Annotated in this window: 28 protein-coding genes; 12 read left to right on the top strand and 16 right to left on the bottom strand. The window is 73.4% G+C overall.

Going from position 1 to position 23,854, the window contains the following annotated elements; genetic code table 11:
* Nucleotides 1–716 precede the first annotated feature (716 nt).
* Complete coding sequence (locus tag ACZ4WZ_RS29635; protein WP_467895211.1) at nucleotides 717–1,745, top strand: PP2C family protein-serine/threonine phosphatase; 1,029 nt, start codon at nucleotides 717–719, stop codon at nucleotides 1,743–1,745.
* Nucleotides 1,746–2,263: 518 nt separating this feature from the next.
* Here ACZ4WZ_RS29635 and ACZ4WZ_RS29630 read toward each other — a convergent pair.
* The 7 genes from ACZ4WZ_RS29630 to ACZ4WZ_RS29600 all read right to left on the bottom strand — a co-directional run bounded on the left by ACZ4WZ_RS29630 (nucleotide 2,264) and on the right by ACZ4WZ_RS29600 (nucleotide 9,204).
* Complete coding sequence (locus ACZ4WZ_RS29630) at nucleotides 2,264–2,710, bottom strand: hypothetical protein (RefSeq protein WP_467895208.1); 447 nt, start codon at nucleotides 2,708–2,710, stop codon at nucleotides 2,264–2,266.
* Nucleotides 2,711–3,000: 290 nt separating this feature from the next.
* Nucleotides 3,001–3,870 carry an alpha/beta fold hydrolase gene (locus tag ACZ4WZ_RS29625; protein ID WP_467895205.1) on the bottom strand — a complete coding sequence of 290 codons (870 nt, stop codon included), beginning with the start codon at nucleotides 3,868–3,870 and terminating at the stop codon, nucleotides 3,001–3,003.
* Between the two features lie 73 nt (nucleotides 3,871–3,943).
* Nucleotides 3,944–5,449: a SulP family inorganic anion transporter gene (locus ACZ4WZ_RS29620; protein ID WP_467895203.1), complete on the bottom strand. Its 1,506-nt coding sequence runs from the start codon at nucleotides 5,447–5,449 to the stop codon at nucleotides 3,944–3,946.
* Nucleotides 5,450–5,644: 195 nt separating this feature from the next.
* Nucleotides 5,645–6,007, bottom strand: coding sequence for an STAS domain-containing protein (locus ACZ4WZ_RS29615; protein ID WP_467895201.1), 363 nt, complete (start codon nucleotides 6,005–6,007; stop codon nucleotides 5,645–5,647).
* A 125-nt stretch (nucleotides 6,008–6,132) separates the two neighbouring features.
* The gene (locus tag ACZ4WZ_RS29610) at nucleotides 6,133–7,728 is read right to left on the bottom strand and encodes a phytoene desaturase family protein (protein WP_467895199.1); all 1,596 of its coding nucleotides are present in this window, start codon (nucleotides 7,726–7,728) and stop codon (nucleotides 6,133–6,135) included.
* The gene (locus tag ACZ4WZ_RS29605) at nucleotides 7,715–8,164 is read right to left on the bottom strand and encodes an SRPBCC family protein (protein WP_467895196.1); all 450 of its coding nucleotides are present in this window, start codon (nucleotides 8,162–8,164) and stop codon (nucleotides 7,715–7,717) included. Before ACZ4WZ_RS29605 ends, ACZ4WZ_RS29610 begins: the two co-directional genes overlap by 14 nt.
* 62 nt (nucleotides 8,165–8,226) lie before the next feature.
* Nucleotides 8,227–9,204, bottom strand: coding sequence for an SDR family NAD(P)-dependent oxidoreductase (locus tag ACZ4WZ_RS29600; RefSeq protein WP_467895228.1), 978 nt, complete (start codon nucleotides 9,202–9,204; stop codon nucleotides 8,227–8,229).
* A gap of 197 nt (nucleotides 9,205–9,401) precedes the next feature.
* Between ACZ4WZ_RS29600 and ACZ4WZ_RS29595 the strand changes: the two genes are divergently transcribed.
* The gene (locus ACZ4WZ_RS29595) at nucleotides 9,402–9,878 is read left to right on the top strand and encodes a hemerythrin domain-containing protein (RefSeq protein ID WP_467895194.1); all 477 of its coding nucleotides are present in this window, start codon (nucleotides 9,402–9,404) and stop codon (nucleotides 9,876–9,878) included.
* A 76-nt stretch (nucleotides 9,879–9,954) separates the two neighbouring features.
* Here the strand turns inward: ACZ4WZ_RS29595 and ACZ4WZ_RS29590 are convergent, their stop codons facing one another.
* The 4 genes from ACZ4WZ_RS29590 to ACZ4WZ_RS29575 all read right to left on the bottom strand — a co-directional run bounded on the left by ACZ4WZ_RS29590 (nucleotide 9,955) and on the right by ACZ4WZ_RS29575 (nucleotide 13,409).
* A complete protein-coding gene (locus ACZ4WZ_RS29590; RefSeq protein ID WP_467895191.1) occupies nucleotides 9,955–10,233 on the bottom strand; it encodes a WhiB family transcriptional regulator in 279 nt (92 codons plus the stop codon).
* A gap of 207 nt (nucleotides 10,234–10,440) precedes the next feature.
* On the bottom strand, nucleotides 10,441–10,614 hold the full coding sequence (locus ACZ4WZ_RS29585; protein ID WP_467895188.1) for a hypothetical protein: 174 nt from the start codon (nucleotides 10,612–10,614) through the stop codon (nucleotides 10,441–10,443).
* A 215-nt stretch (nucleotides 10,615–10,829) separates the two neighbouring features.
* Nucleotides 10,830–11,876: a YihY/virulence factor BrkB family protein gene (locus tag ACZ4WZ_RS29580; protein WP_467895185.1), complete on the bottom strand. Its 1,047-nt coding sequence runs from the start codon at nucleotides 11,874–11,876 to the stop codon at nucleotides 10,830–10,832.
* 63 nt (nucleotides 11,877–11,939) lie between these two features.
* On the bottom strand, nucleotides 11,940–13,409 hold the full coding sequence (locus ACZ4WZ_RS29575) for an aminotransferase class I/II-fold pyridoxal phosphate-dependent enzyme (RefSeq protein ID WP_467895182.1): 1,470 nt from the start codon (nucleotides 13,407–13,409) through the stop codon (nucleotides 11,940–11,942).
* A 164-nt stretch (nucleotides 13,410–13,573) separates the two neighbouring features.
* Here ACZ4WZ_RS29575 and ACZ4WZ_RS29570 point away from each other — a divergent pair, with 164 nt between their 5' ends.
* The 5 genes from ACZ4WZ_RS29570 to ACZ4WZ_RS29550 all read left to right on the top strand — a co-directional run bounded on the left by ACZ4WZ_RS29570 (nucleotide 13,574) and on the right by ACZ4WZ_RS29550 (nucleotide 16,408).
* Complete coding sequence (locus ACZ4WZ_RS29570; protein WP_467895179.1) at nucleotides 13,574–13,813, top strand: DUF6479 family protein; 240 nt, start codon at nucleotides 13,574–13,576, stop codon at nucleotides 13,811–13,813.
* Between the two features lie 65 nt (nucleotides 13,814–13,878).
* Nucleotides 13,879–14,565, top strand: a complete 687-nt coding sequence (locus ACZ4WZ_RS29565) for a HemK2/MTQ2 family protein methyltransferase (RefSeq protein WP_467895177.1) — start codon at nucleotides 13,879–13,881, stop codon at nucleotides 14,563–14,565.
* A gap of 37 nt (nucleotides 14,566–14,602) precedes the next feature.
* Nucleotides 14,603–14,776, top strand: coding sequence for a CDGSH iron-sulfur domain-containing protein (locus ACZ4WZ_RS29560; RefSeq protein WP_467895225.1), 174 nt, complete (start codon nucleotides 14,603–14,605; stop codon nucleotides 14,774–14,776).
* Complete coding sequence (locus ACZ4WZ_RS29555) at nucleotides 14,773–15,810, top strand: iron-containing redox enzyme family protein (protein ID WP_467895173.1); 1,038 nt, start codon at nucleotides 14,773–14,775, stop codon at nucleotides 15,808–15,810. Before ACZ4WZ_RS29560 ends, ACZ4WZ_RS29555 begins: the two co-directional genes overlap by 4 nt.
* Before the next feature lie 73 nt (nucleotides 15,811–15,883).
* A complete protein-coding gene (locus ACZ4WZ_RS29550) occupies nucleotides 15,884–16,408 on the top strand; it encodes a DUF4232 domain-containing protein (RefSeq protein WP_467895170.1) in 525 nt (174 codons plus the stop codon).
* Between the two features lie 49 nt (nucleotides 16,409–16,457).
* On the opposite strand, the gene ACZ4WZ_RS29545 is transcribed toward ACZ4WZ_RS29550, so the two are convergent.
* Nucleotides 16,458–16,853 carry an ATP-binding protein gene (locus ACZ4WZ_RS29545; protein WP_467895167.1) on the bottom strand — a complete coding sequence of 132 codons (396 nt, stop codon included), beginning with the start codon at nucleotides 16,851–16,853 and terminating at the stop codon, nucleotides 16,458–16,460.
* Nucleotides 16,854–17,239: 386 nt separating this feature from the next.
* On the opposite strand from ACZ4WZ_RS29545, the gene ACZ4WZ_RS29540 reads away from it, so the two are divergent.
* From ACZ4WZ_RS29540 to ACZ4WZ_RS29520, 5 genes are all read left to right on the top strand, one after another.
* A complete protein-coding gene (locus ACZ4WZ_RS29540) occupies nucleotides 17,240–18,604 on the top strand; it encodes an NAD(P)/FAD-dependent oxidoreductase (RefSeq protein WP_467895164.1) in 1,365 nt (454 codons plus the stop codon).
* A 224-nt stretch (nucleotides 18,605–18,828) separates the two neighbouring features.
* On the top strand, nucleotides 18,829–19,263 hold the full coding sequence (locus ACZ4WZ_RS29535) for a DUF3052 domain-containing protein (RefSeq protein ID WP_467895161.1): 435 nt from the start codon (nucleotides 18,829–18,831) through the stop codon (nucleotides 19,261–19,263).
* A 34-nt stretch (nucleotides 19,264–19,297) separates the two neighbouring features.
* Nucleotides 19,298–19,885: a pyridoxamine 5'-phosphate oxidase family protein gene (locus ACZ4WZ_RS29530; RefSeq protein WP_467895158.1), complete on the top strand. Its 588-nt coding sequence runs from the start codon at nucleotides 19,298–19,300 to the stop codon at nucleotides 19,883–19,885.
* A 135-nt stretch (nucleotides 19,886–20,020) separates the two neighbouring features.
* Nucleotides 20,021–20,335 carry a hypothetical protein gene (locus ACZ4WZ_RS29525; protein WP_467895155.1) on the top strand — a complete coding sequence of 105 codons (315 nt, stop codon included), beginning with the start codon at nucleotides 20,021–20,023 and terminating at the stop codon, nucleotides 20,333–20,335.
* Between the two features lie 37 nt (nucleotides 20,336–20,372).
* The gene (locus ACZ4WZ_RS29520) at nucleotides 20,373–21,182 is read left to right on the top strand and encodes an alpha/beta fold hydrolase (protein WP_467895152.1); all 810 of its coding nucleotides are present in this window, start codon (nucleotides 20,373–20,375) and stop codon (nucleotides 21,180–21,182) included.
* 15 nt (nucleotides 21,183–21,197) lie between these two features.
* Here ACZ4WZ_RS29520 and ACZ4WZ_RS29515 read toward each other — a convergent pair whose 3' ends face one another.
* The 4 genes from ACZ4WZ_RS29515 to bla form a co-directional block, all read right to left on the bottom strand.
* A complete protein-coding gene (locus tag ACZ4WZ_RS29515) occupies nucleotides 21,198–21,374 on the bottom strand; it encodes a hypothetical protein (protein ID WP_467895149.1) in 177 nt (58 codons plus the stop codon).
* A 101-nt stretch (nucleotides 21,375–21,475) separates the two neighbouring features.
* A complete protein-coding gene (locus ACZ4WZ_RS29510; protein ID WP_467895147.1) occupies nucleotides 21,476–21,973 on the bottom strand; it encodes a hypothetical protein in 498 nt (165 codons plus the stop codon).
* Between the two features lie 93 nt (nucleotides 21,974–22,066).
* Nucleotides 22,067–22,471 (bottom strand): aggregation-promoting factor C-terminal-like domain-containing protein, encoded by a 405-nt coding sequence (locus ACZ4WZ_RS29505; RefSeq protein ID WP_467895144.1) that lies wholly within the window; start codon nucleotides 22,469–22,471, stop codon nucleotides 22,067–22,069.
* Between the two features lie 302 nt (nucleotides 22,472–22,773).
* Nucleotides 22,774–23,721 (bottom strand): class A beta-lactamase, encoded by a 948-nt coding sequence (gene bla, locus ACZ4WZ_RS29500; RefSeq protein WP_467895222.1) that lies wholly within the window; start codon nucleotides 23,719–23,721, stop codon nucleotides 22,774–22,776.
* Between the last annotated feature and the right edge of the window lie 133 nt (nucleotides 23,722–23,854).

Here is a 23,854-nt window from a genome sequence, read left to right as displayed (position 1 = left end):
ACCGGGTCCTTGATCATCTGCTGGGCGATCGCCTTCGCACCCGTCGGAGCGGCCTGCGCCGGAACGGAGGCGAGCATGGAACCCGCGACGCCCAGAGCGAGGACAGTACCGGCGAGGGCCTTCTTCGAAGCGGCGATGCGGCGGATGACAGCGTTGGACACGGAGGAACCTTCCGACGGGAACAAGGACGGTCGCCGCATGCCGAAACATGCGTGAGCCACTCACACGGAGGAGAGGGATCCGACCGGCGGGGGGCCAAGCGCCCCGGCCGCCTCGGCGACAACACCAGTTAGCCAGCCCCCCGCCGCCCTGGCAACGCCCCCCACCTACTACCCACCCCCGCAGACCCCCCCCCCCCCCCGCAGACCCACCCCACCACACCCCACCGACCCAGACACACCACGGCCACCAGCCACCCCGACCGGACTACTATTCCGGGCCGAATGTGATCTGCCTCCTGTGGGGCGCCTCACCGCCCCACCCCCCGAAAGTCACCCCCCGTATCCACCCACCACCTGTGCGACGCGTGACCCGGACCACTCCCGGACCCGAGCCGGACTGCTGGTCAGTCGGCACTCGGGGCGTAGGCCGCGCCGGCCGGGCCGGGCAGCGCGCCGCCTCCCTCAGAGCGCCGTGCCCCCGTCGGGCAGATACTGTGAAGTGTGATCGAGTCCGGACGGCCGCGGCTCCGTCGGCGCCCCGGGCCGGGAAGACTTGTGCGGCTGTCGCCGGTCGCCCTGACCGTCGTCATCGCCACCCTGGCCTACAACACTCCGCCGGAGATGGCCTTCAGCCGCCTGCTGCCGGCGGCGCCCGCCCTGGCCGCCGCCATGTGGCCGGTCCTCCCCACCGTGCTGCTCGGGACGGTCTGCCTCATTCTGATGATCGGACTCAGCCTCGTCTTCCCCGATCTTGGAACGTGGTGGACGGCCGCGGGCATCATCGCGGTCACCGTGGCAGCCGCCTACGGCAGCCACGTCCGGCTCCAGCGCGAGCGCACCCTCTTTCAGGTGCGGCTGGTCGCCGACGCGGCCCAGCAGGTGGTGCTGAGCCCCATGCCACGCCGTTTGGGGGACGTCGAGATCGAGTCGCTGTACCTCGCGGCCGCGGCGGAGGCCCGCATCGGCGGGGACTTCTACGAGGGGGTCGACACGCCGTACGGGGTCAGGCTGCTCATCGGTGACGTGCGGGGCAAGGGCCTGCCGGCCGTGGGAGCGGCCGCGGCGATCGTCAACGCCTTCCGGGAAGCCGCGTACGGCGAAGCCGACATGGTCGACGTGGCACGCAGGCTGGACGCCAGCAGCACCCGCTACAACGCCGCGTTTCCCCCCGACGGGCCGATGGAGCGCTTCGCCACCGCCCTGCTCGTCGAGATCCCGCACGGCGGCGGACGCATCAACGTCCTCAATTGCGGACACCCTCCCCCGATGCTCCTGAACCGCAGGAGACTCCGTGTCCTCGACCCCGCCACGCCCGCACCACTGCTCAGCCTCGCGGAACTGATCGGTGACCACTACTACGTCGACACCTACGACGTCGCCCCGGGCGACCTGCTGCTCCTCTACACCGACGGCATCGCCGAGGCCCGCGCCCGCGACGGCGAGTTCTTCCCGCTGGCGGCCTGGATGCGCCGGCAGCCCCCGGCACCGCCCGGAGAGCTGCTCGCGGCCCTTCACCGCGACCTCCTCCGCTACAGCAGAGGACGGCTCGACGACGACATCGCAGCCCTCGCCGTACGCCTGTGAAAAGCCCGGGACCTCGAGCCCCAAGCAGACGCCCGTCACCGCGTCGGCGCGCGCTCGTCGGCGGTCACGCCCGCCCGGGCCCTTGCTCCTGCTCCTGCTCCAGCGGTGCGAGGGGTCCCGCGCGGGCCGCCGCCGTGGCAGGCCGTCGTTTCCCGGTCCGCCCGGACTCCCGGCGGCCTCGCAGCCGGCCGCGCGCTGTGCGGCGGCGGCGTCCTGGAGGGCGTCTCGACATCGGCGAGGGCCGGCCCGCTGTCCAGGTCGAGCTCGCCCGCCAGGGCCACGTGGAGGGTGGGCCCCCGTCGCTGCGCCGTGATCTGGAAGTCGTAGTCCATACCGTCTCACCTCACCCCGAAACGGCCTGTCGCGTGCGGACGCGCCCCTGGTGAGGGGTACCTCAACCGATGGTTCCTCCGGCTGCGAATCCGCCGCAAGCCCCGGGCGCGGCGATCGGTGGCGGGCCCGTCAGGTGGCCGCGTTCCAGCAGGCCAGCGGCATCGCACGGCAGCCCGTACCGGGGTTCAGGGCAGGGAGCAGGGGTGGTGGTCCCGGCGCGCCCGGCGGACTCCCGTCGCCCACTGCGCCAGCACACGCGCGTCCACGGCCCGCCGCACGGCGACCGCGTCCGGCGGCGACGGCGACGGCGACGGCGACGGCGACGGCGACGGCGACGGCGGCGGCGACGGCGACAAGGGGACGGGCCGTGGCGGCCAGGAGCCGCAGAGCACCGACACGGTGACCTGGCGCCCCGAAGCCCACTCCCGCAAGGCGCCCGCGACCGCGGTCACGTCCGGGGCCGGGATCCGGTCCGCGTCCAGGACCAGCGAACGGACCGACACCGGGATCAGCGTGAGGACGCGGTCCAAGCGCTCGCGGCAGCCGGCCGCGGACGACCTGCCGACACCCGGGCAGAGGGTGAGTATCGCGAGGGAACCGAGGAACTGGACCTGGGCGACGTACGGTTTCATGGGGCCTCTCCCTCATCGGGGCGGCAGCCCGGGAAAACGGGGCCCGCGGGGGCCGCGGAGTCCGGTCGCACGGCCGGAGCCGTGACATGCCCGGCGTTCAAAGCCGCGACGGCACCACCATGCCGAGGCCCACCGAAGGGGCGGGAGAAAGAAGCCTCAAGCGACGGAACCAGGCTGTTCCATCCCTCTCACCATCTCACAGCCGCGACCGCCCGAGCCCGGTCGGACGGCGAAACATGGCCCGCCTGCCCACCGCCGTCTCCGTCGCACCGGCGACCGCGGCCTCGTCGTCAACCGTGCCGCTCGGTGGAGGCGGCCGCGCCTTCGGCGTCACCGACGAGCCAGCCGAGCATCGCGGGGGTGGCGTCGAAATGGCCGCCGTGCCCGGCATCCGCCTGCCTGGTCAGCGTCGCGGACGGAATGCGCGCGGCCAGCCACTCGCCGTGCGCCGGCGGGACGAGGGTGTCCAGGCCACCGTGCCACAGTCGGGTCGGGACGCTGATGGTCGCGGGGTCGAACCCCCAGCCGGTGCCGAAGAGCGCCATGACGTCGTCCACCCAGCCGTCCAGCCCGGGACGGACCGCCTCGGCGAAGGCCGCGCCCAGCATGGCGCTGATGTCCGGCCGGGAAAGGACCCTCTGTTCGACCTCCGGCAGGGGCGGCAGCCCGGCCGTTCCGACGTTCGCGAGGTGTTCCATGACGGCGTGCCGTCCGGTCAGGGCCGCGGCGGCGCTGCGGCGGTTGCCCTCGTTCATCCCGGCGGTCCAGTCCAGCCCGGCCGCGTCGCGCGGTGCCAGACTCGCCAGCACCCCGACCCGCGTGACGCGGCCGGGATGCACGGCGGCGAACGCCAGCGCGTGCGGGCCGCCCCCGGACACCCCGAGCACCGCGAAGCGGCCGAGTCCCAGGGTGTCGGCGATGGCGGCCACATCGGCGGCGGCATCGACGACGCGGCGCCCCGCCGAGGGCGTGGAGCACCCGAAGCCGGGCCGGTCGTAGGTGATCAGGCGGACGCCGAACGTGCGGAACAGAGCGTCGTCGGGGTGTCGGGCCAGTCGGCTCATGGGGCTGCCGTGCAGGTAGACGACGGGCAGCCCGGTGGGCACTCCCCACTCCTCCACCGCCAGCGTCCTGCCGCCGTCCGTGATCACTTCGCGCATGGCGGCCAACCTAGCCCGGCCCCGGCCGACGGCCAAGGCGTTTCGTCGACGGCGGAACATCACCGTCGCCGGGCTAATGGCTCGCGAGTTCGCCGCTGAGCTTGCGGTGGAGATCCGCGCTGGGGTCGTTCAGGCCGACGATCTCGACCGACTTGCCGCGCTGGGCGTACTTCGTCTCGATGGCGTCGAGGGCCGCCACCGAGGAGGCGTCCCAGACGTGCGCCGCCGACAGGTCGATGACGACCTTGTCGGGGTCGGTCGCGTAGCCGAACCGTCCGACGAGGTCGTTGGAGGAGGCGAAGAACAGTTCGCCCGTCACCGTGTAGACCACGCTGGTGCCGTCGGGTGCGGTGGTGGCGGTGACTTCGGCGAGGTGGGCGACGCGTTTGGCGAAGATGACCATCGCGGTGACGGAGCCGGCGACGACGCCGACGGCCAGGTTGTGGCTGGCGACGACGCAGGCGACCGTGACGGCCATGACTGTGATCTCGCCTGCGGGCATGCGCCTGATGGTCTTGGGGGCGATGGAGTGCCAGTCGAAGGTGGCGAAGCAGACCATGACCATGACGGCGACGAGGGCGGCCATGGGGATGTCGGAGACGACCGGCCCGAAGGCGAGGCAGAGCACCATCAGGAACGCCCCGGCGAGGAAGGTGGACAGGCGGGTGCGGGCACCGGACACCTTCACGTTGATCATCGTCTGCCCGATCATCGCGCAGCCGCCCATGCCGCCGAAGAAGCCGGTGACGATGTTCGCGATGCCCTGGCCGATCGACTCGCGGGTCTTCGAGGAGTGCGTATCGGTGATCTCGTCGACGAGCTTGGCCGTCATCAGGGATTCCATGAGGCCGACCAGCGCCATCGCGAACGCGTAGGGGGCGATCGTGGTCACGGTGTCCCAGGTGAAAGGGACGTCCGGCAGACCGGGGACCGGCAGGGAGGAGGGCAGTGCGCCCTTGTCCCCCACCGTCGGGACCGCGATCCCGGCCGCGACGGTGATCACGGTGAGGATGACGATCGAGACGAGCGGGGCCGGGACCACGGTGGTGATCCTGGGGAGGAACACCATCAGCAGCAGGCCGCCCGCGAGCAGCGGATACACGGGCCAGGGCACCTGGTGCATTTCGGGGACCTGGGCCATGAAGATCAGGATCGCGAGGGAGTTGACGAAGCCGACCATGACCGAGCGCGGTATGAACCGCATCAGCTTCGCGACGCCCAGCGCCCCGAGCGCGATCTGGAAGGCTCCGGCGAGGATGACGGCGGCGACCAGGTAGCCGAAGCCGTGCTCACGGTTCAGCGGCGCGATCACGAGGGCGACGGCTCCGGTGGCCGCGGAGATCATCGCGCGGCGGCCGCCGACGACCGAGATGACCACCGCCATCGTGAACGAGGCGAACAGGCCGACCGCCGGGGCGACACCGGCGATGATCGAGAACGAGATCGCCTCGGGGATCAGCGCGAGGGCGACGACCAGGCCCCCGAGGACCTCGACGCGCCAGACCTTCGGGTCGGAGAGCCAGTCGGGGCGCAGACCGCGCAGTCGCGCTGCGGGGGACGTGAGGGAAGCGGAAGACAAGGAACGGGGAACCTGTCGTGCTCGGGCACACCCGCTGCGGACGGGCCGGGGGTGTGCGGCAGGACGCGGGAAGCTCCCGCAAGGATCGGATCTTCGCCGGGGACGCCTTCGGCCCCGGCACCGCGACGGGCGGGACCGCGGCAGCAATCCTCGCCGTCGGAAACTCTACCCGTACCGCCGCGGTGGGCGTCGCGTTCAGTCCTGGGAGGGGGGAAGGGGGTCGATCGTGAACAGTTCCGCGCACCCGGTCATCCGCAGCAGGCGCGTGAACTGGGTGGTGGGGGCGGCGAGGCGCAGGTCCTGACCGGTGTCGGCGGCGACCGCCCGGGCGTTCAGCAGGGCGTTCAGTCCGGAGGAATCGCAGAAGGACAGGTGCCGCAGTTCGACCACGACCGTGTGCGGGCGGGTTTCGGTGGCCAGGGCGGTGAGCAGCGCCTGACGGAATCCGTGGGCGCGGGTGAGGTCCATCTCGCCGTGCGGCCGGACCACGGTCGTTCCGTCGCGAGGCTCGACCTCGACGCCAGGACTGCCGGTCCCGCCGTCGCGTTCGCCGTGCATGCCGTCTTCCTCCCCTCCGGTAGGGCCACCGTAGGCGCTACCGGGGGGTGCGACCAGCGCGACACCGTGCGGGCGGGCTCGACTCCCGCCACCGGCCCAGTGCCCCGGCCCCCGTGTCCTTCGGGTCAGCGCGGTCGGAGCGGTCGGCGCAGCCGCTGGAGGCGGTGGGTGCGCAGGGCGGTGCGCGCCGCGTTGGCCCCCGGCGCGCCGTGGACTCCTCCGCCGGGGTGGGCGGTGGCGGAGGCCAGGTAGAGGCCGGGGACGGGAGTGGTGGGGCGGCCGCCGCCGGGGACGGGCCGGAAGACGAGCTGCTGGTGGAGCTGGGTGGTGCCCTGGTTGACGGCTCCGCCGTGCAGGGCGGGGTTGAGGTGTTCGAGGTCGGGCGGGGTCAGCACGCGGCGGCTCCGGATCGTGGCGGTGAACCCGGGGGCGTAGCGCTCGACCTGGGCTTCGAGACGGTCGGCGATGGCCTGGCGGTCCCGTTCGTCCCAGCGGCCGGTGATGCCGTCGGGGCCCGCGTCCCCCGCGATGTGCTGGGGGACGTGCGTGTACGCCCATGCCGACTCGGTGCCGGCCGGTGAGCGGGTCGGGTCCGCGGTGGTCATCTGACCGAGTACGGCGAAGGGCGTGGCCGGTACGTGCCGGGTGGCGATCTGGGCGGCGAAGAGGGTCAGCTCGTCGACGCTGTCGGCCAGGTGGACGGTCCCCGCGGTGCGCGGTCCGTGGGTGCTCCAGGGGATGGGCCGGGAGAGGGCCCAGTCGACCTTGACGGTGGAGAAGTCCCATTGGAAGCGCCGCAGGTCCGCCCGGAGCCCGGCGGGGAGCTGGTCGGGGGCGAGCAGGCGGCCGTAGAGCATCGGGGCGGGGATGTCGGCGAGCACGGCCCGGCGGGCCGGTACGGGTGTGCCGTCCTCGGTGCGCACTCCGGCGGCGCGGCCTTCGCGTACGACGACTTCGGCGACCGGGCTTCCGCACTGCACCGTGCCGCCGTGTGCGGTGAGACGGCGTACGAGGGCGTCGGTGAGGGCTCCGGCGCCGCCTTCGGGCACGGGGAAACCGTACTGCTGGCCGAGCATGCACATCAGCCAGCCGAAGCCGCCGCCGAGGGATGATTCGGGGGCCAGGTCGGCGTGCAGGGCGTTGCCGGCGATGAGGAGGCGTCCGCCTTCGCCGGCGAACTCCTCCTCACCGAAGCGCCTGGCCGGCAGGAGCATGGTGCGGGCCACCCGCAGCGCCTGGCCGTAGCCGAGGCGCGCCGCGAGGCGCAGACCGGCGCGGGCGGGCGGGAAGGGGGTGAACAGGCAGTCGAGCAGGTCGGCGCCGATCTTCTCCCACAGCGCGTACAGGCGCTCCCAGGCGGCCCCGTCGCCGGTGGCGAACCCGTCGAGGGAGGCGGCCGTGGTCTGGGGGTCGGCGGCCAGGACGGCGCACCGTCCGTCCTGCCGGGGGTGGGCCACGACGGCGGGCGCCCGGCTCCAGCGCAGGCCGTACTCCTCGAGGCGCAGGCCGCGGATCACCGGCGAGGCGGCGGCGAGGGGGTAGAAGGCGCTGAAGAGGTCGTGGACGTAGTCGGGGTCGAGGCCGCGGTCGCTGCGCACCGCGCCGCCGGGCAGGGGCTGGGCCTCGAGGACCAGGACCCGCCAGCCGGCGTCGGCCAGCAGGTTGGCGGCGACCAGGCCGTTGGGGCCGGAGCCGATGACCACCGCGTCAGGATCCGCCACGGCTGCCGTCTCCTTCTTCGCAGACGCGGGCGAGGCGGGCCAGCATGAGGCGGTGGCGCACCTGGAGGACGGCGTCGACGGCGGCGTGGTGGACGGTCCAGCCACGGCCGCGCAGCGGGTGTTCGTCGACGATGACGAGCGTGTCCCCGCCCCAGGGCCGTATGTCGAAGGCGATGCGCGCGCTCACCTCTCCGGCGATGGCTTCGAGTTCGAGCCGCTCGGGCGGCTGGTGGACGCGGACGACGGTGTGTCCGTCGTAGGTGAACGGGCCGAGTTTGAGCCGGTAGCGCAGGGCCGCGCCCTCCCGGGGCCAGCCTCCGTCCTCCTCGCGGGCGTCATGGGTGCCGACCACCCAGCGGTCGTATCCGCTGCCGTCGCCGAGGACCTGCCACACCCGCTCGGGCCGGCACCGCACGAGTCGGTGCTGTACTGCCATGACCTCGCCTCCGTCCAGCTCTCAAGGGTCCGGAGAGCCGCGTCTACCCGGGCTGACGGAGCTCAAGCCCGCCAGCGTCTCCGCGGCTCCGCCCGGCGCAGTGCCGCGCGGGTCGCGAGCAGCACGCCGGCGACGGCTCCGGCCCGCCGGCCGGCGGTGCGCAGGCCCCCGTGGCGGCCCCCGTGCACGGCGGCGCTCGACCCGCACGGGGTGTGGAGGATTCCGGGGCCTGGGGCCGCGGTGCCGGCGGGGCCGAGGTAGGCGTGTTCGGTGCGCAGGGCGATGGCCCGGCGCAGGACGGCGGGGGCCAGCGCCTGTCCGGCGGCCATGGTCCGGGCGTACGGGCCCACGAGGACGCGGGGGCGGGGACGGCGGACCGTGCGCACGACGGCCCGCGCGACGCGTTCCGGTGTGGCGACCGGGGGCATGGACCGCAGCTCCCTGCCGGTGCGGTTCGCCGCGTGCCGGAAGAAGGGCGTGTCCACCCCGGTGGGCAGGATCGTGCAGACGGAGATCCCGTCGTCCCCCCGCAGGGCGAGTTCCTCGCGGAGCACCGCGTCGAAGGTCACCAGCGCCGCCTTCGACATGGCGTAGCCGCCCATGTAGGGCGCCTGGACGCGTCCGCCCAGCAGGGAGGCGATGTCGATGACGATGCCCCGGCCCTGGTCCCGCATGACGGGGACGACGGCGCGGGCGGCGTGTACGACACCGAGGACGTTGACCTCCAGCAGCCGCCGCAGCTCGGCCGGCGGCACCTGGTCGAACCGTCCCAGGATGCCCACGGCGGCGGCGTTGATCCAGACGTCGATGCGGCCGAACGCGCCGACGGCGGCAGCGGCCAGCGCCTCCACCGCCCGCTCGTCGGTGACGTCCGCGGGCACCACCAGCGCGCCCGGACCGCAGGTGCGGGCCACCTGTCGCAGTGCGGGCACGCTGCGGCCGGCCAGGACGACCCGTGCGCCGTGCTTCGCGCACTCCAGGGCGGTGGCCCGGCCGATCCCGCTGGACGCCCCGGTGACCACCACGACCGTGTCCTTCATGTCCACCCCCCACCCCTGTCCGGTCGGGGCCGCTTCATGCCACCGGGGGCGGCGGACCGACGGGCCGGGGCCCCGCGTCGTGGGTGGCGGTACGCCGGTTCGGCGGCGTACGGGTGGTTTCCGGGTCCGGGGCGTCGGTGGGACGGGAGCGGCGGGAAGGGGGCTTGCGGACCGTCCCGAGTGAGGTGGAGAGACATATGGACGCGATCGTGCTGCTGCGTGACGACCACAAGACGGTGGAGAAGCTCTTCAAGCAGTTCGAGAAGACCGGCGACGACGACACCGCGGACCGCCGCCGGATCGCCGACCAGGTGATCGAGGAGCTGACCGTGCACGCCTGGATCGAGGAACGGATCTTCTATCCGGCCGCCCGCGAAGCCGCCCCGGACACCACCGACCACATCCTGGAGAGCATCGAGGAGCACCACGCGGTGGTGTGGATGCTGTCCGAGCTCAAGGGCATGGACCCGGCCGACGAGCGCTTCAAGGCCAAGATGAGCGTGCTGATGGAACAGGTCCGCCACCACGTCGAGGAAGAGGAACAGGAGTGGTTCCCCGACGTGCGCAAGGCCATGGGCCGCAACCGACTCACCGAACTCGGTGCCCGGCTCGAAGAGGAGAAGGGGAAGGCCCCGCGGGATCCGCTGGCCGTGCCGAGCGCGACCGGCGCGTGAGGGGCTGAGGGGCCGGAGCGGCGTCCGGGCCGGGTTCCGTCACCGGCCCGTCCGCCCCGGCCGCGGCGCGGGCGCGTCAGGCGGGGTGTGCCAGGAGGAGGTGGCGCTCGTCCGGGGTGAGTCCGCCGCGGACACCGTGCGGGATGCGTTCGGCCAGGGCGTGGCGGCGGCAGGGCAGGCGGACCGGGCAGCCGCGGCACACCGCTTTCGCGGCCTCCTCGCGCGCCCGGGCGGCCACGGGGTGCTCGTACGCGGCCCGGGCGAAGACCTCCCGCTCCGCGGAGCGGCACGGTCCGTCCAGGGATCCTTCGTGGCGGGGCTCGAGGAGTACGTCCGTACGGGTGCTGTCGGTCACTGCTGCGGCTCCTTCCGACCGGGGCGGTCCGCCGTGACCGCCCTCCACCGGCCGTATGACCGGCATTCGCTCATTCATGTCCCGTCCGGGGGTTCAAGGTGGCTCCGCGGGGTCCTGTTGCCGGTCCCCCGCGGCCGGGCCGGCCCGGAACAGCGGTGGGGCCGTCCGCGTGCCGGCGGCCGGCCCCGCACAGCTGCTCGCGCGGTGTCACATGGCGGAGCTGCCCGTGCCCGTCTGGCCCTCTTCGCCGGTGTCACCCGTGCGCTTGCCCTGCTGTGACGTCGACGGTGCCTTCCGCTGGCCCGCGTCCTTCTTCGGGACCGACTTCTCCGACTGCTCCTGCTGACGGGTCTTCTGCCGGTCCTGGCCCTTCTTGGGCATGTTCACTCCGATCGTCCGGTGACGGCGGCACCGATGTGCCGCCCCCGCCATGCCCTCATGCCGGGCGCCCGTCCGCATCCCGGCGCGGCCATCCGGCCCAGTGGCGCCCCGCGCGGGCGCGAAGTCGGCGTCGGGTGCGGAGTGGTCTTACCCCGGGTGCGACAGCGGTGACCGCGGACTCCGCCGGAGGGGGACGCCGGCCCGTGCGGCCGGCGTCAGTCCATCCGGCGGCGGTCCTCCTCGCTCCACGCGCGCGTGTCGCGCGGCTGGACGTAGGGCTCCTCGTCCTCGGGGAGCCCGCCGGCGATGGCGCGCTGCCGGGCCATCTCCGCGTCGAACTCCAGGCCGAGGAGGATGGCGAGGTTGGTGATCCACAGCCAGACCAGGAAGACGATCACGCCCGCGACGGTCCCGTACGTCTTGTTGTACGAGGCGAAGTTCGCGACGTAGAAGGCGAAGCCGGCCGAGGCGGCCATCCAGATCGCCAGGGCGAGGAGACTGCCGGGGGTGATCCACTTGAACCCACGGCCCTTGGCGTTCGGGGCGGCCCAGTAGAGCAGCGCGATCATGATCGTGACGAGGAGCACGAGGACCGGCCACTTGGCGAACGACCACACCGTCAGCGCGGTGTCGCCGATGCCCAGCGCGTTGCCGGCCTGCTTCGCCAGTCCCCCGGTGAAGACCACGATCAGCGACCCGGCGCAGGCGAGGACCATCAAGGTCACGGTGAGCGCCAGCCGGAGCGGCAGCACTTTCCACACGGGGCGGCCCTCGGCCACGTCGTAGACGGCGTTGGAGGCGCGGATGAACGCGCCGATGTAGCCGGAGGCGGACCAGAGGGCCACGAGGAGACCGACGGCCGCCAGGATCGACCCGACGCCGCTGCGACCCTGCAACTGCCGCACCGCGTCACTGAGTACGTCCCGGGCCGAGCCCGGGGCGAGGTTCCGCAGGTGGTCCAGTACCTGCTGGGTCGTGGACTCGCCGGCCATGCCCAGCAGGGACACGAGCACCAGCAGGGCGGGGAAGACCGCCAGCACCCCGTAGTAGGTCAGGGCGGCGGCGCGGTCGGCCAGCTCGTCGTTCGCGAACTCCCTGACGGTGCCCCGCAGCACTGCCCTCCAGGAGCGCTTCGGCAGTTCGGTGGGCCCGTCGGGGGCGCGTTCCTCGATCCCGGGGCCGGGGCCCGCCCCGGCGCCCGCGCCGGTGGCCCCGCGCTCGGGTTCTCCGTCGTCCCGGTCCCGCTTCGCGATATCCGTCATGCCTTGCGGGTTTCCACGTCCCGGCAGCTCATGTCCCCCGGGGAGGAGGAAATTCCGGCCGGCTCATCCCTCCTCGCGGAGCACGCGGACGCTCTTGACCTCCGTGTCGACCGCGTCGGGCACGACCATCCCCGCCTCGATCCCGGACCGGAGGTAGCGCAGCACGGCGCCGCCCAGCCGCTCGCCGGGCAGTACGGCCGGGATCCCCGGCGGGTACGGAGTGAGCATCTCGGCGGCGACCCTTCCCTCCGCCCGTTCCCACGGCACCTGTTCCGTGGGCCCGAAGAAGGCGTCCCGGGGCAGCACCGCCTGCTCCAGCCGCAGCCCGGCCGGCGAGGGGACCCGTACGGGCTGTCCGGTGCGGAGCCCGGGCGCGTGGGCCGCGAGGTCGGTGAGCGCCGACACCAGGGTGTCGGCGGTCCCGGCGTCGTCGGCGTGCGTGACCTGGGCGCTGATGCGGCGGTGGTCGGCGACGTGGAGGTTGATCCGGTGATGGCGGCGCAGCCAGTCGGCGGCTCGGTAGCCGGTGACCTCCCAGGCGCTGATGTCGATGATGATCTGGAGGGGGTCCATGTCGGCCGCCAGGCCGGGGCCGCAGAAGTCCTCCCTGCCGTGGACGCGCATGCCGTCGATGCGGGAGAGCCGGTCGCGGATCCCGTCGCAGAGCGCGAGGGCCTCCCCGTAGAGGGCCTTCCCCTGCTCGGCCATCTGGCGGCGCCAGCCGTCGAGGGCCGCGTACACGAGGACGGAGGGGCTCGTCGTGCCGAGCAGGTCCTCGCGGCTCCTGAGCACCTCGGGCCGTACGAGGTCGCCCTGGAGGTGGAAGACCGAGCTCTGCTCCAGGCCCGAGCCCATCTTGTGCACGGAGGTGACGCAGACGTCGGCTCCGGCGTCCATGGCCCAGGTCGGCAGGTCGGGGTGGAAGGGCAGGTGGGCGCCCCAGGCCTCGTCGACGATGAGGGGCTTGCCGCGACGGTGGCAGACGTCCGCGATGGCCGCGAGGTTCGAGCAGGTGCCGTAGGGGGTCGGGGTGGTCACCAGCGCGCCGCGGGCGTCGGGGTGTTCGGTGAACGCCGCCTCGAAGGCCTCCGCGGACGGCGGGTGGGCCAGGTGGCGCTCCGCGTCCCACTGGGGGTCCACCCAGACGGGCCGGATGCCCGAGAGGACGAGGCCGGACACCACGGACTTGTGGGCGTCCCGGCCGATCAGCAGCTTCTCGTGCGGCCCGGCGACGGACAGCATGGCCGACTTCACGGAGAGCGAGCTGCCGCAGGTGGAGAAGAAGGCGTGGTCGGCGCCGACGGCGTCCGCCATGAGCGCCTCGGCCTCCTCGATCACGCCCTGGGAGGCGATGCGGTCGTCCAGGCCGCTGGTGGCCAGTACGTCGGAGGCGAACACCGCGTCGCCGAGGACGGCCCGCACCCGGGGGTCGGCGCCGCGGCCCTGTTTGTGGCCGGGGGGTGTGAACGGGGTCTGGCCCTCGGCGTGATAGGCCGCCAGGGCGTCGAGCACGGGGGTCTTCGACTGGTCCATGCCGACCGTGTGCCCTTCGCCGCCGGGCGAAAACGGACGGCCGGGGACGCGGCCCCCGTGCCGTGACGCGTACCCGTGAGCACCCCCGGTACCCGCCCGGGACGCGCACGAGTGATGTGGACCCGTGATGTGCAAGCGTCGCGATTGCGGGTAGGCGCAGGCCCATGATCGCCTCAGACGCCCTAGCGGCCTCCGGTTCCCCGTCCCTCCTGCTGATCCTGGCGGGCGTGGTCGTCGCCACGCTCCTGGTCGGCGCCTTCTGGTACGGCAGCAGGCGCGCGGCCGCCCGCCGGGACCCCGGCGCGCGGCCGGCGGACCAGAATCCCGCGGCCCGCGCCCGACAGGACTCCTGGCGGGAGCCCGACGGCCCCGGGGCCGGCCACGACACCCCGCAGCGCCCATGACCCCTCGCCCGCTCCCGGCCGCGGCTCCGTCCTCGCCGACGGGGTCCGGCCCCCAGGAGGTACCCGTGCCGAGCACCGCATTGACGTACACCGACCCCTTGCCCCGCCTGATCGCGCTGCCCGGCGTGTACCGACCCCAGGCCGACACCCTGCTGCTGGCCGGCGCCCTCGCCCGGGAGCCGCTGCGCCCGGGCGCGGAGGTCGTCGAGATCGGCACGGGCACCGGCGCCCTCGCCCTGCGCGCGGCGGCCAGGGGCGCCGAGGTCACCGCCGTCGACGTGGCCTGGCCCGCGGTACTGGCCGCCCGGCTGAACGGCTGGCGCCAGCGCCTGCGGCTGCGCGTCCTGCACGGCGACTTCGCCGCCCGCACCCGGGGACGCCGCTTCGACCTGGTCCTGGCCAATCCGCCCTACGTCCCCTGCCCCGACGCCCGTCTCCCCACCGGCGGGGCCCAGCGGGCCTGGGACGCGGGGACGGACGGCCGGGCCGTCATCGACCGGATCTGTGCGGCCGCCCCGGCCCTGCTGCGGCCCGGAGGCGTCCTGCTGATGGTGCACTCGGGGATGTGCGGGGTACGGCAGACCCTGGATCTGCTGGACCGGCAGGGCATGTCCGCGCGGGTCGCCGAGCGGGCCTCGGTGCCGTGGGGGCCGGTGCTGCGCTCGCGCAGGCTCTGGCTGGAGCAGCAGGGCCTGGCGGAGGAGGGCACCGAGCAGGAAGAACTGGTGATCATCCGTGCCCAGCGCCCCTGAGCCCCGGCGGGTGTCCGTGGACCGCTGCGGTCCGGTCATGGTGGAGGGGCCGGTCGAGATCGTCCTGGACGACGGGACGACCGTCCGCTCGGACCGGTTCATGGTCGCCGTGTGCACCTGCCGCCGCAGCCGTACGTACCCCTGGTGCGACACCAGTCACCGCCCGCGCGAGCGCGCCACCGCGGCGCCCGAGGACAGGAGCGACGGATGACCGCCCCCGCCCGCACGACCCATGGCGCCGCCCGGCCCCCCGAGCCCGCGGCGGCACGCGGACCTCTGTCCCGTGCCGTGGTGGACTCGCTGCGCGGCGGCGGCGCCCCCGCGCACACCACCGCGGCGGTCCTGAGGGCCGACCCGTGGGGCGAGGACCTGCACCTCTCCCTCTACCTGCTGTACGAGCTGCACTACCGCGGCTTCGCGGGCGTGGACGACACCCTCGAATGGGATCCGGACCTGCTGCGGCTGCGGCGGGCCCTGGAGGACCGTTTCCTCCACGCCCTGCGGACGTCCACGGCCGGGGCCCCGAGGACCGTGGCGGAGGCGTTCGGGCCGCTCCTCGTCGAGCCCGTGGACCTGAGCGGCAGCCTCAGCCACTACCTGGAGACCGAGGGCGAGCTGTGGCAGCTGCGCGAGTACGCGGCCCTGCGCTCCCTGTACCACCTGAAGGAGGCCGACCCGCACGCCTGGGTGATCCCCCGGCTCAGCGGCCGCGCCAAGGCGGCGATGGTCGCCATCGAGTACGACGAGTTCGGCGCGGGCCGTCCCGAGCGCATCCACGCCCGCCTGTTCGCCGACCTGATGGAGGACCTCGGCCTGGACAGCTCGTACGGCCACTACCTGGACCGGGCTCCGGCGGCCCTCCTCGCCACGGTCAACCTGATGTCGCTGCTGGGCCTCCACCGGGCCCTGCGCGGGGCCCTGGTCGGGCACTTCGCGTGTGTGGAGGTGACCTCCTCCCCCGGGTCGCGGCGCCTCGCCAAGGCCATGCGCCGTTGTGGGGCCGGACCGGCGGCCGAGCACTTCTACGCCGAACACGTGGAGGCCGACGCCGTCCACGAGCAGGTCGTACGGCACGAGGTCATCGGAGGCCTCCTCGCCGAGGAGCCGGGTCTGGAGGCCGATGTCGCCTTCGGCTGCGCGGCGACGCTCCTGCTGGAGGACCGTCTCGCCGCGCACATCCGCGGCGCGTGGGAACAGGGGCGTTCGGCCCTCAGGGGGTGCCCGGCGCCCGTAGGGGGGTCATGACCGCAGGGCGCCGGTCCGCGGAATCCGGGCGCGCGGGCGCCCTGCCCCGGCGCCGACCTTGGAAGGGGATCTCATGTCCGGCAGCCGTCCCAAGGCCCTCCTCGTCCCCGCGGCGCTGGTGGGCGGAGCATTGCTGATGACCGCGTTCCAGGACTCGGGCGCCGCCGCCCGTGCCGACACCGCGAGCGCCGGACGCGAGCGGGCCGGGCGGGTCTGCGGCGCCGCCGACCTCTCCTGGAGCACCAGGTCCGAGACCGGGGCCGGCGGGTACATCCTGATCACCACCAAGGCCAAGCCGGGGGTCACGTGCACCCTCCCGGCCGCGCTTCCCACCGTGGCGTTCGGCTCCGACGGCACCGAGGCGGGCCCCTCGGAGCAGGCCGCCGGGAAGCGGATCACGCTGAGCGGCGCCGCCACCGCCTACGCCGGGGTGAACCCCAAGAGCACCCCCGGCGACGACGGCAAGGAACTCGACAGCATCATCGTCGCCATCGGTGACGACGACCCCGAACCCGTCTCCCTGCCCGTCGGTGCCATCACCGTCGACAAGCCGGTGGTCACCCACTGGCACACCTCCCCCGAGGACGCCGTCCCCTGACGGGGCGGCCGCCGGCCGGGCGGTTCCCCCGGGCGGGTGGCGGTGCGCGTCACCCCGGGGACGGTTCCTCGTCGTCGTCCGCCCGCCCGTGCGGGGCGGGCCGCTCCGGTGGACGGAAGCAGGCCGTGATCGTCTTGCCGCCGTGGCAGGCGTGGGCGTCCCACCGGTCGGCGAGGGCGTCGATGATGGCCAGCCCCCGGCCGGAGGTCGCCCCGGCGGAGGCCGGCCTGGGGGCCGGCAGTTCGGGATCGTCGTCCGCCACGCTGACGTGCAGGCAGCAGCCGTCCCAGGCCAGCACGAGCTGGGCGCTGCTGTGGGCGTGCACATGGGCGTTGGTGACGAGCTCGGACACCGTGAGCAGGACGGAGTGCACCGTGTCGGGCGCGTCCTCGGTCCACGGCAGGGTGTTCAGATGCTCCAGACACCACCGACGGGCTTCACGCACCCCCCGGTGGACGGGGAACGACCGGGCCCAACCCACCGCGCGAACCGGCACGGTCCCACCTCACCCTCACTCGAACGGATCGATCGTCAGCCGCGGCCGGCGCGGTGGCGGGCACGGCGGCCGTCACCGCCCTTGAGCAGCAGCAGTGCCAGCAGCATCGGTGCGATCAGCAGGATCATGGTCCCCACGGTGATGCCTCCTCACGGTCGGTACCTCTTGGGCCCGTTCGGCCCGTTCGGCCTCTTCGCGTGTTTCCGTCCGGACCCGGCCGAAACCCCCGGGCGGGCGGGCGGTTCCTCAGCCTGTCGGGCGTTTCCGCGTGCAGACCGGCGTCCGGCGGGGAAGGCGCGGGTGGACCCTGCCAGGCCCGAGAAAGGACGGACACCGTGGTACGACCGAGGATCCTCGTGGTGGGAGCCGGATTCGCCGGGGTCGAATGCGTCCGGCGGCTGGAGCGCAGGCTCTCGCCCGCGGAGGCTGACATCGCCCTGGTGACCCCCACCTCCTACCAGCTGTACCTTCCGCTGCTGCCGCAGGTCGCCTCAGGGGTGCTGACCCCGCAGTCCATCGCGGTCTCGTTGCGCCGCAGCAGCCGTTACCGGACCCGGATCATCCCCGGCGGCGCCGTGGGCGTCGACACGCAGGCGAAGATCTGCCTCGTACGCACGATCACCGGCGAGCTGACGGAACACGCGTACGACTACCTGGTGCTGGCTCCCGGCAGCATCACCCGCACCTTCGACATCCCCGGACTCACCGAGCACGCCCGGGGCATGAAGACCCTCGCCGAGGCCACGTACCTGCGCGACCACGTCATCTCGCAGCTCGACCTGGCCGACGCGAGCGAGGACGAGGCGGAGCGGGCCGCGCGGCTCTGCTTCGTCGTGGTCGGCGGCGGGTACGCCGGCACGGAGACGGCCGCCTGTCTCCAGCGGCTCACCCACCACGCCGTGAAGCGCTACCCCCGGCTGGACCCCCGCCAGATCAGCTGGCACCTCCTGGACCTCGCCCCGAAGCTGATGCCCGAACTCGGCGACCAGCTGGGGCGCACGGCCCTGGACATCATGCGCCGGCGCGGCATCCAGGTCTCCCTCGGTGTCAGTGTCGCCAAGGCGGGCCCCACCGAGCTCACGCTCACCGACGGCCGGGTGCTGCCCAGCAGGACCCTCATCTGGACGGCCGGAGTCGCCGCGAGCCCGCTGATCGGCACCCTCGGAGCGGAGACCGTCCGGGGCAGGCTCCTGGTCACCCCGGAGATGACCGTGCCGGGTGCGCCCGGTGTCTTCGCGCTGGGGGACGCGGCGGCCGTGCCCGACCTGGCCGCGGGGGAGGAAGGGGCGGTGTGCCCGCCCACGGCGCAGCACGCGTTGCGCCAGGGCCGCACGCTCGCGGACAACCTGATCGCGACGCTGCGCGGCCGGCCCCTGCGGCCGTACAGGCACAAGGACTTGGGGCTCGTCGTCGACCTCGGGGGCACCGACGCGGTGTCGAAGCCGCTGGGCATCCCGCTGCGGGGGCTCCCGGCCCAGGCGGTGGCCCGCGGGTACCACTGGTCGGCGCTGCGCACCAATGTCGCCAAGACGCGTGTCCTGACCAACTGGCTGCTCAACGCGGTGGCCGGCGACGACTTCGTCCGGATCGGGGTCCGCTCCGCCAAGCCGCCGACCCTGCGGGAGTTCGAGTACACCGACGCCTACCTGACCGCCGATCAGGTAAGGGCCCACACGGCGGCGCTGCGCGCTTCCGGCTGAGGGACCGGTCCGGGGGGGACGGCGGCCCGTCCGGCGCGCGAACGCGCGGCCCGGTGGCGCAGCCGTCCTCCCCGGGGTCCGGATGCGCGGTGGCCGGTGTTTCCGGCCCGCCGCGGGACCGGTCGTTTCAGGCCGGGTTCGGCGAAGGCCTTCGCTGCGGACTGCCTTCCGCCCGACCATGATGCCGACGGTCGAGCGGACCGTTCTCGAAGGAGGAGTGCGGGATGACGACACCGACCGGCCCGGCGCGCAGGCTCGGGATCGAGCCCGGCATGGTCGTCATGGAACTGGGCTACGACCATGACGTCGACGACAGCATCCGCGACTCCGTGACCGAACGCACCGGCATCGATCTGGTCACCGACGATCACGAGGACCGCGTGGACGCCGTACTGCTGTGGTGGCGCGAGGGGGACGGCGATCTGGCGAGCGAACTCCAGGAGCTGCGAAGGGTCCTGACGGACCGCGGTGCGGTGTGGGTGCTCACGGCTCAGGCCCGTTTCGTCGGGCACGTGGAGGCGTCCGACATCGCGGAGTGCGCGCGGGAAGCCGGAATGTATCCCTCCGAACCCGTTGAGGTGTCGGGCGCCTGGACCGCGGCCCGTTGCACGCTGCCGGGCTCCGGAACCCCGTCCGACTCGCTGCGAAGGGGTCGTTAGACAGTCGAAAGGTTTCCCTACATAATCCTTAGACATGGGAAAGACTTACGAACGCATCGACGGCCGGCTCCGTGCCTTCATAGAGCAGCAGCCGGTCTTCTTCACCGCCACCGCCCCGCTGGTCGCCGACGGTACGGTCAACCTCTCCCCCAAGGGCCTCAAGGGCTCCTTCGCGGTGCTCGACGAGCAGCGGATCGCCTACCTCGACTTCGCCGGCAGCACCGCCGAGACCGTCGCGCACCTGCGGGAGAACGGCCGGATCACGGTCATGTGGTGCGCCTTCCAGGGGCCGCCCAACATCGTCCGGGTGCACGGTAAGGGCGAACCCGTCTTCCGGGACGACCCGCGCTTCAAGGACCTGCTCGCCCACTTCCCCGACATCGACCCGACCCTGCACGGGCTGCGCGCGATCATCGTGGTGACGGCCGAGCTCGTCCGTGACTCCTGCGGATACGGGGTCCCCTTCATGTCGTACGACGAGGACCGCGACCTGCACGGCAAGCGCTTCTCGCGCGAGGACGACGCATCGCTGAGCGCGTACTTCGCCAAGAAGGAGCACATCGCGCGGAGCATCGACGGCCTGCCCGGGCTGCCCCTTCCGCTGCCGCCCGGCAACTTCTGAGCCATCATCCTCCCTCCGGCGGTGGCCGGCGGCGGGAGCGGGTGCGATCGTGGATGCCATGTGTACGTTCGCGCCGTGCGGGAGGCGGCCGTCGCGGATTCCGCGTCGCGCCGCCCCGGCTTCCGGAGGCCCGCGATGCTGATCCACCACGTTCTCGACCACGGCACGCTCAAGGTCAGGATCCAGAGCGAGCTGGACATCACCAACCGGGCGGCGGCAGCCTTGCGGATCGAAGCGCTCGTGGCCGCCCACCGTCCGACCCGGGTCCTGCTCGAACTGCCCACCGGCGACCCGACCCCGGCCGCGCTCAGCACGCTGGCCCGCACACAGCGGATGTGCCGCAGCATCAACGTCGCCTTCACGGTCTCCGGTACCCACCCCCCGTCGCAGCAGATCCGCACCGCGGGCCCGGCGCACCGGCTGGAGGCGGGGGCGCGCCACGACCACTGACGGGGCGGGGACCGGACCTCGGGAACGGCGGAGGACGATGAGCGACCGGACCGCGCGTCCCGTCACGGAGGGCCGCTTCCGGCACCGGGGCGCCGAGCTCGTGTACGACGACGCGGGTCACGGACCGCTCGCCGTGTACGCCCACGGCGGCTTCACGAGCCGGGCCCAGGAGGAAAGGACGGGCCTGTTCGACTGGGGACCCGTCCTGGACGCGGGGCGGCGCCTGGTCCGCTACGACGCCCGGGCCCACGGCAGGTCCGGCGGCGAACCCGTGGTCACCGACTACACGTACGCCGCCCTCGCCGACGATCTGCTGGCCCTCCTCGACCACCTCGGGGCCACGGCGGCCGTCGACGGCATGGGCGCCTCCATGGGCTGCGGCACCGTCCTGCACGCGGCCGTCCGTGCACCCAGCCGATTCTCCCGGCTGGTCCTGCTCATCCCGCCCACGGCCTGGGCGACCCGTGAGGCGTACGCCCGCGAAAACCGGAGGGCGGCCGACACCGTCGAACGGGAAGGGGTGGACGCCTGGTGGGCGGCCCGGCGCGGCAGACTCCGCCCGGCGGTCGTGGCGGACGTGCCGGACGGGCCGCCCACGCCCCCGGAGCGGGTGCTGCCCTCCGTACTGCGCGGGCTCGCGCTCAGCGACCTCCCCGCGCCCGGGGAGATCGCCGCGCTGCGCCATCCGGCCCTGATCCTCGCCTGGGCGGACGACCCCGGCCATCCGCGGTCCACGGCCGAAACCCTGGCCGACCGCATGCCGGACTCCCGGCTGCGGGTGGCGCGTACCCGTGCCGACGTGGCGGCGTGGGGAGGACACATCGCCGCATTCCTCACCGCGCCCTGAGCCTTGCTCCCGTGATCAGCGGCGTCGGACGCGGGCGCCCCGGGCACCGCCGATGCCGGCCACGTGGAGGGCCAGCAGCATCAGGCCGAGGATCATGATGTTTCCGGATGAGAAAACGTGGTTCGTCGAGATCTCCGCCGCGTTGATCAAGAACGCGATGAAGAACAGGACCGCGGCCGCTATACCCAGCATCACTGCTCCTTCCAGAAGGTGCCGGGCGTATACCCCGGGATCGCGGCCCCACGCGGGCCCGCGCCGGGCGCTCCGGTCGGCCGGAGGGCCGAGCGGGGGCGTCAGTCGTCGGCGATCTGGAGGGCCAGCGCGAAGTGCTCCCCGTCCGTGCCCGCGAGCAGGCTGTCGAACAGCGGGGTGAGCCCGTTCACGGCGCCGCATCCGGCGTCGTGGTTGGTCCACCAGCTGCCCTCCGGCCCGAGCGCGGACACCACTCGGCGCGCCGCGCGCTCGGCGGCAGCGGCGGGCAGGTGCCGGTGGGACGGCCATACCAGGTCGACGGACGCGACCTCGGCCAGGAACGCGGCGGCCTCGGGCGGCTCCAACGGTTCCAGAGCGGCGCAGACCCCCGGGACGGACGGCGGGGCGTACGCGGGCAGGAAACGCCGCCAGGCCTCGTCGGCCGCGACCGCGGTCAGCAACGCGCGGATGCGGGCGGCCAGTTCGGGCAGGTCCGATTCCGGCTCGGTGAACCGCCCGGCCACCGCGTACACCCGCATCGGCGTGGCCAGCTCCGCCATGCCCGCTTCCAACTCGGCAAGTTTCCCCCTGGACTTCACGTGCGCATCCTGCCCTACGGTCCCACGGGAACGCGAAGACGCCCGCCGGGGGTCGCCGGGCGGGCGTCTCTTGTGCCGTGGGGCGCTGGTGGCTTAGTACCAGTGGTTGGCCTGCCAGAAGTTCCAGGCGCCGACCGGGCTGCCGTAGCGGTCGTTCATGTAGTCCAGGCCCCACTTGATCTGGGTGGCCGGGTTGGTCTTCCAGTCCGAGCCCGCGGAGGACATCTTCGACGCGGGCAGCGCCTGCACCAGGCCGTAAGCGCCGGAGGAGGGGTTCGTCGCGGTGTGGTTCCAGCCGCTCTCATGGCTGATGATCTTGTCGAAGGCCGCGAACTGCACCGGGTCCTTGATCATCTGCTGGGCGATCGCCTTCGCACCCGTCGGAGCGGCCTGCGCCGGAACGGAGGCGAGCATGGAACCCGCGACGCCCAGGGCGAGGACAGTACCGGCGAGGGCCTTCTTCGAAGCGGCGATGCGGCGGATGACAGCGTTGGACACGGAGGAACCTTCCGACGGGAACAAGGACGGTCGCCGCATGCCGAAACATGCGTGAGCCACTCACACGGAGGAGAGGGATCCGACCGGCGGGGGGCCAAGCGCCCCGGCCGCCTCGGCGACAACACCAGTTAGCCAGCCCCCCGCCGCCCTGGCAACGCCCCCCACCTACTACCCACCCCCGCAGACCCCCCCCCGCAGACCCACCCCACCACACCCCACCGACCCAGACACACCACGGCCACCAGCCACCCCGACCCGACTACTATTCCGGGCCGAATGTGATCTGCCTCCTGTGGGGCGCCTCACCGCCCCACCCCCCGAAAGTCACCCCCCGTATCCACCCACAACCCGTGCGACGCGTGACCCGGACCACTCCCGGCCAAGGCCGCGACGACGGTCGCGGCGGCGCGTGCGACGAGTGCGTCGTCGTACGCGGCGTCGGGGGTGCCGCGGCTGGAGAGGACGGCGATGACGAGGGGGGCGGCCCCGGGGGGCCAGGCGACGGCGATGTCGTTACGGGTGCCGTAGCCGCCTCCGCCGGTCTTGTCGCCGACCTCCCAGGTGGCCGGGACACCGGCGCGGATGAGTTTGCCGCCGGTGGTGTTGCGCTTGAGCCAGTCGGTCAGCAGGGACCTCTTCCCGGAGTCGAGGAGGTCGCCGAGCGCGTAGGCGCGCAGGTCGGCGGCGAGGGCGCGGGGGGTGCTGGTGTCCCGGACATCGCCCGGCGCGGCTTCGTTGAGGTCCGTCTCGTAGCGGTCGGCCCGGGTGGTGGTGTCCCCCAGGGCGGCGAGCGCCGACTGGAGGCCCCCCGGTCCGCCGAGCTCGTCGAACAGGAGGTTGGCGGCGGTGTTGTCGCTGTAGCGGATGGCGGCGTCGCACAGGGCTCGCAGGGACATGCCGGTGTCGACGTGCCGTTCGGTCACCGGTGAGTGGGCCACCAGGTCGGCGCGGCCGTAGCGGACGACGGCCTCGAGTTGTTCGAGGGAGTTCCGCTGGAGTACGGCGGCCGCCGAGAGCGCTTTGTGGGTCGAGCAGTAGGCGAACCGCTCGTCGGGGCGGTGCTGGACGGTCCGTCCGCCGCCGGTGTCGACCGCGTAGACCCCGAGCCGGGCGTCGAACTCCCGCTCCAGGGCCGCGAAGGCGCGGCCTGCCGGAGCCCCGGCGGCGGCGGGCGCCACCGTGCCGGGCGCATCGGCGGCCCTGGCGGCCTTGGCGCAGCCGAGGAGCGGGGCGGCGGCGAGGGCGGCCATGGCGGTGAGTGAGGTACGGCGGGTGACGGCCACCACTGATCCTGTTCGTCGCTCCTGGAACGGCTCGAACCCCGAGGCTACTTGCTCCACCCCGGCGACCGCCCGCACCGGCCGCCCGCACCGGCCGCCCCCG

It is taken from the genome of Streptomyces sp. NPDC029122 (assembly GCF_055569445.1).
Note: the sequence above shows the minus strand (reverse complement) of the source record. Positions and strands in the feature narration are given on the sequence as shown.

Coding starts and splice junctions, on each gene's coding strand:
- ACZ4WZ_RS29630 (WP_467895208.1), bottom strand. CDS start 2,710: ATGAAACCGTACGTCGCCCAGGTCCAGTTCCTCGGTTCCCTCGCGATA.
- ACZ4WZ_RS29625 (WP_467895205.1), bottom strand. CDS start 3,870: ATGCGCGAAGTGATCACGGACGGCGGCAGGACGCTGGCGGTGGAGGAG.
- ACZ4WZ_RS29615 (WP_467895201.1), bottom strand. CDS start 6,007: ATGCACGGCGAACGCGACGGCGGGACCGGCAGTCCTGGCGTCGAGGTC.
- ACZ4WZ_RS29605 (WP_467895196.1), bottom strand. CDS start 8,164: ATGGCAGTACAGCACCGACTCGTGCGGTGCCGGCCCGAGCGGGTGTGG.
- ACZ4WZ_RS29600 (WP_467895228.1), bottom strand. CDS start 9,204: ATGAAGGACACGGTCGTGGTGGTCACCGGGGCGTCCAGCGGGATCGGC.
- ACZ4WZ_RS29595 (WP_467895194.1), top strand. CDS start 9,402: ATGGACGCGATCGTGCTGCTGCGTGACGACCACAAGACGGTGGAGAAG.
- ACZ4WZ_RS29585 (WP_467895188.1), bottom strand. CDS start 10,614: ATGCCCAAGAAGGGCCAGGACCGGCAGAAGACCCGTCAGCAGGAGCAG.
- ACZ4WZ_RS29580 (WP_467895185.1), bottom strand. CDS start 11,876: ATGACGGATATCGCGAAGCGGGACCGGGACGACGGAGAACCCGAGCGC.
- ACZ4WZ_RS29575 (WP_467895182.1), bottom strand. CDS start 13,409: ATGGACCAGTCGAAGACCCCCGTGCTCGACGCCCTGGCGGCCTATCAC.
- ACZ4WZ_RS29570 (WP_467895179.1), top strand. CDS start 13,574: ATGATCGCCTCAGACGCCCTAGCGGCCTCCGGTTCCCCGTCCCTCCTG.
- ACZ4WZ_RS29560 (WP_467895225.1), top strand. CDS start 14,603: ATGGTGGAGGGGCCGGTCGAGATCGTCCTGGACGACGGGACGACCGTC.
- ACZ4WZ_RS29555 (WP_467895173.1), top strand. CDS start 14,773: ATGACCGCCCCCGCCCGCACGACCCATGGCGCCGCCCGGCCCCCCGAG.
- ACZ4WZ_RS29550 (WP_467895170.1), top strand. CDS start 15,884: ATGTCCGGCAGCCGTCCCAAGGCCCTCCTCGTCCCCGCGGCGCTGGTG.
- ACZ4WZ_RS29535 (WP_467895161.1), top strand. CDS start 18,829: ATGACGACACCGACCGGCCCGGCGCGCAGGCTCGGGATCGAGCCCGGC.
- ACZ4WZ_RS29530 (WP_467895158.1), top strand. CDS start 19,298: ATGGGAAAGACTTACGAACGCATCGACGGCCGGCTCCGTGCCTTCATA.
- ACZ4WZ_RS29525 (WP_467895155.1), top strand. CDS start 20,021: ATGCTGATCCACCACGTTCTCGACCACGGCACGCTCAAGGTCAGGATC.
- ACZ4WZ_RS29520 (WP_467895152.1), top strand. CDS start 20,373: ATGAGCGACCGGACCGCGCGTCCCGTCACGGAGGGCCGCTTCCGGCAC.
- ACZ4WZ_RS29515 (WP_467895149.1), bottom strand. CDS start 21,374: ATGCTGGGTATAGCGGCCGCGGTCCTGTTCTTCATCGCGTTCTTGATC.
- bla (WP_467895222.1), bottom strand. CDS start 23,721: ATGGCCGCCCTCGCCGCCGCCCCGCTCCTCGGCTGCGCCAAGGCCGCC.